This window comes from Nocardioides sp. (genome assembly GCF_050699375.1).
Classification (GTDB): Bacteria; Actinomycetota; Actinomycetes; order Propionibacteriales; family Nocardioidaceae; genus Nocardioides.
Genome location: NZ_JBOHDN010000344.1, coordinates 1 through 3,568 on the forward strand (window position 1 = coordinate 1; position 3,568 = coordinate 3,568).

General features: G+C 68.8%; 4 protein-coding genes. 3 read left to right on the top strand and 1 reads right to left on the bottom strand.

Annotation, left to right across the window (positions count from 1 at the left end):
• Positions 1-128: 128 nt before the first annotated feature.
• On the bottom strand, positions 129-1,418 hold the full coding sequence (locus tag ACRDPS_RS23265) for an MFS transporter (RefSeq protein WP_431504043.1): 1,290 nt from the start codon (positions 1,416-1,418) through the stop codon (positions 129-131).
• 160 nt (positions 1,419-1,578) lie between these two features.
• On the opposite strand from ACRDPS_RS23265, the gene ACRDPS_RS23270 reads away from it, so the two are divergent.
• The 3 genes from ACRDPS_RS23270 to ACRDPS_RS23280 form a co-directional block, all read left to right on the top strand.
• Positions 1,579-1,956 carry a YciI family protein gene (locus ACRDPS_RS23270; RefSeq protein WP_431504044.1) on the top strand — a complete coding sequence of 126 codons (378 nt, stop codon included), beginning with the start codon at positions 1,579-1,581 and terminating at the stop codon, positions 1,954-1,956.
• A gap of 3 nt (positions 1,957-1,959) precedes the next feature.
• Positions 1,960-2,334, top strand: a complete 375-nt coding sequence (locus ACRDPS_RS23275) for a YciI family protein (RefSeq protein WP_431504045.1) — start codon at positions 1,960-1,962, stop codon at positions 2,332-2,334.
• The coding region (locus ACRDPS_RS23280) for an RNA polymerase sigma factor (RefSeq protein ID WP_431504046.1) at positions 2,331-3,568 on the top strand (1,238 nt) is incomplete at its 3' end. The genes ACRDPS_RS23275 and ACRDPS_RS23280, both read left to right, overlap by 4 nt.

Below are 3,568 nucleotides of genomic sequence, written 5' to 3' on the forward strand. Positions count from 1 at the left end.
GTCCGTCGTCAGGGTGCGTGCTGGGCAAGGCGCCCCCGCGAAGGCATACCGGGGTCTTTCGAGCGGGGGCAACGCCGCCCAGTGCGTGCCATGGCGGCGGACCGGGGAGGAACTTGAGGCGATGACCGCTAGCCCGTCGACGTCCGGGTGACCCGGTAGGCGACGAACGAGGGCACCAGCAGCACGCACACCGCGATCCCGAGCAGGTTGAGCAGACCACCTCCGGTGGTCGCGACCGCGGTGCCGACCACGGCCGCCGCACCGCCGTGCAGGACGTCGGCCACTCGCGGGCCACCCGCGACGACGACCGTGAAGACACCCTGCAGCCTGCCGCGTACGTTGTCGTCGGCGGCCTCCTGGAGGATCGACATCCGGATGGCCGCCGAGGCCACGTCGGCAGCGCCGGCGACCATCATGAAGAGCACGCCCAGGCCGAGCATGAGGGCGGTGAAGTGGTCCGCGAAGACGACGGTGACGCCGAACAGGGTTATCCCCAGGGCCCATACGGCGATGCACCAGATGACCACGCGTCCCTGGGCCTCGGCCCGGGAGACCCAGCCGGAGAAGATCCCGCCGATCACCGCACCGGCCGGGATCGCCGCGAAGAGCAGCGCGAACGCGATCCCGCCCTCCGACGGACCGCCGAACGACTCGTGCGCGATCTGCGGGAACAGTGCCCGCGGCATCGCGAAGATCATCGCGATCAGGTCGACCACGAAGCTCATCATCAGCACCGGCTGGTGGCGGAGGTAGGCGAAGCCGTCCCAGACCGAACGCAGCCCGGGCACTCTGGCGCCGGCGCCCTCGACGGGGATCTTCGGCAGCAGGACGACCGCGTACAGGGTGGCGAAGAGAGTGAACGTGTCGATGGCGTACAACCAGGTGAACCCGGTCAGGGGCAGCATCACACCGGCGACCAGCGGGCCCGCGATGGCACCGGCCTGGAAGACCGTCATCTGCAGCGAGTTGGCGGCCGGCAGCAGGCTCAAAGGCAGGATCTTGGGCAGCAGTGCCGACCGGGTCGGCTGGTTGACCGCGAAGAACGCCTGCTGCACCGCGAAGAGGCACAGCAGCACCCAGACGTTGGTGTTGCCGAGCGCTGCCTGGAGCCAGAAGAGCGCACTGGTGACGATCAGGCCGGTGGTGGAGACCAGCAGGATCGTACGTCGGTCGAAGTGATCCGCGAGCGCGCCGCCGTAGAGCCCGAAGACGATCAGCGGGACCAGCCCGAACACCCCGGTCAGGCCGACGTACGCCGAGGAGCCGGTGTCCGCGTAGATCTGGGCCGGCACCGAGACGACGGTCAGCTGGGCCCCGATCATGGTGATGATCCCGGCGATCCACAGGCGCCGGAAGTTCGGATCCTGCAGGGGGCGGGTGTCGGCCACGGCTCCCTTGAGCCGCGCGGCGATGGTCATTCTGCTCCGGTGGTCGAGCCTGTCGAGGTGACCACCAAATAGTAAAGAACCGAATTTCCGTGGAGAAATTCGGGTGAGCGGTGTCGGATCGGGGTGTAGACGTACGTAGCAAGGGTGAGAGGCGGTCACCGAGGCCGTCCAACACAAAGGAGTGAGCACCATGGCCAAGTACCTGATGTCCGTCTGGGGTCCCGACTCGGACTACGAGAAGGAGAACTACGGCTACGCCTCGCAGGAGGAGATGATGTCCTCGTTCGAGGCGACCGGGAAGTTCAACGACAAGCTTCAGGAAGAGGGCTACTTCGTCTTCGCCGACGGCCTCGACGCCGCGAAGCACGCGACCGTCGTCGACGGCCAGGGCGAGAAGCCGATCATCTCCGACGGTCCCTACGCCGAGGCCAAGGAATACATGGCCGGCTTCTGGATCATCGATGTCCCCGACCTCGATGTTGCCCTCAAGCTGGCCGGTGAGGCGTCCGCGGCATGCCTCGGCAAGGTCGAGGTGCGCCCGATGCAGACCGGTCCCGAGGCGGGCTGAACCATGGGGAAGTACCTGCTGTCGATCTTCGGCACGGAGGCTGAGCTCGACGCCGAGTTCTACGGCCTCAGCTCGGCCGAGGAGCTGCAGCAGTCCGACAAGGACGTCGGAGCGCTCACGGAGAAGCTCACGAAGAACGGCTGGTTCGTCTACGCCGATGGTCTCGGCCATCCGCGCACCGCGACCGTCATCGACGCCCTCGGCGAGTCCCCGGTGCACACCGACGGGCCCTATGCCGAGTCCAAGGAGCACCTCGCGGGCTTCTGGATCATCGACGTCCCCGACCGGGAGACCGCGCTCCGTGTCGCCGAGGAGGCGTCGTGGGCGTGTCGCGGCAAGCTCGAGCTGCGCCCGATCGACGCAGAGACCGGAGCATGACCGTCGACGTCACCGATGCGATCACCCGTGCCCACCAAGAGGAATGGGCACGGGTGGTCGCCAGCCTCGCCAAGCGCTTCAGCGACCTCGGCATCGCCGAGGACGCCGCGTCCGAGGCGTTCATGGTCGCTGTCGAGCGCTGGCCGCTCGATGGCGTACCCCCCAACCCGGGCGCCTGGCTCACCACCACCGCCAACCGCCGCGCGATCGACCGGATCCGCCGCGAGTCCAAACGTGACGACAAGCAGAAGGAGGCCGTCGCGATGCACGATGACACCCCGCACGAGCCTCTCGGCGCCATCGAGGACGACCGGCTACGTCTGCTGTTCACGTGCTGCCACCCAGCGCTCGCGCCTGAGGCGCGGGTCGCGCTGACGCTGCGCATGGTGGGCGGCCTGACCGTGCCCGAGATCGCGAACGCCTTCCTGGTCCAGGAGACCACGATGGGCCAGCGGATCACTCGCGCGAAGACCAAGATCAAGGCCGCCCACATCCCCTACCGCCTTCCGGAGGCCACCGACCTCCCCGAGCGGGTCTCGGGCGTCCTGGCGGTCCTGTTCCTCGTCTTCAACGAGGGCTACCTCTCCTCCGGCGACCACGAGAACGCCGTACGCGGCGACCTGACCGTCGAGGCGATCCGGCTGACCCGGCTGGTCCGCGCCCTACTTCCCGAGGACGGTGAGGTCGCCGGCCTGCTGGCCCTGATGCTGCTGATCGAGGCGCGGCGTACGGCTCGGGTCTCGGCCACCGGCGAGCTCGTCCGGCTCGACGAGCAGGACCGCGGCTCGTGGGACCTCGGGCTGATCGCGGAGGGGCACACGCTGGTGCGCGAACGGCTCGGCGTCGTCGCGAGCGGCGGCCCGCGCCCCGGGCGCTACCAGATCCTGGCCGCGATCAACGCCGTCCACACCTCGGTCAGGGACGCCCGCGACACCGACTGGTCCCAGATCGTCGCCCTCTACAACCAGATGGTCCGGGTCGACCCCTCGCCCATCGTCCGGCTCAACCGCGCCATCGCCGTCGCCGAGCTCGATGGTCCCGAGGTCGCGCTCGCCGAGATCGACCGGCACCTGGGACCCAGCCTGGACGATTACCACGCCTTCCACGCCACCCGCGCCGACCTGTTGCGCCGGCTCGGCCGCAGCGAGGAGTCGCGCGCGGCGTATGACAAGGCCATCGACCTCGCCGAGAACGCCGCCGAGGTGGCGCTGTTGACCAGGCGCAGAGACCAGCT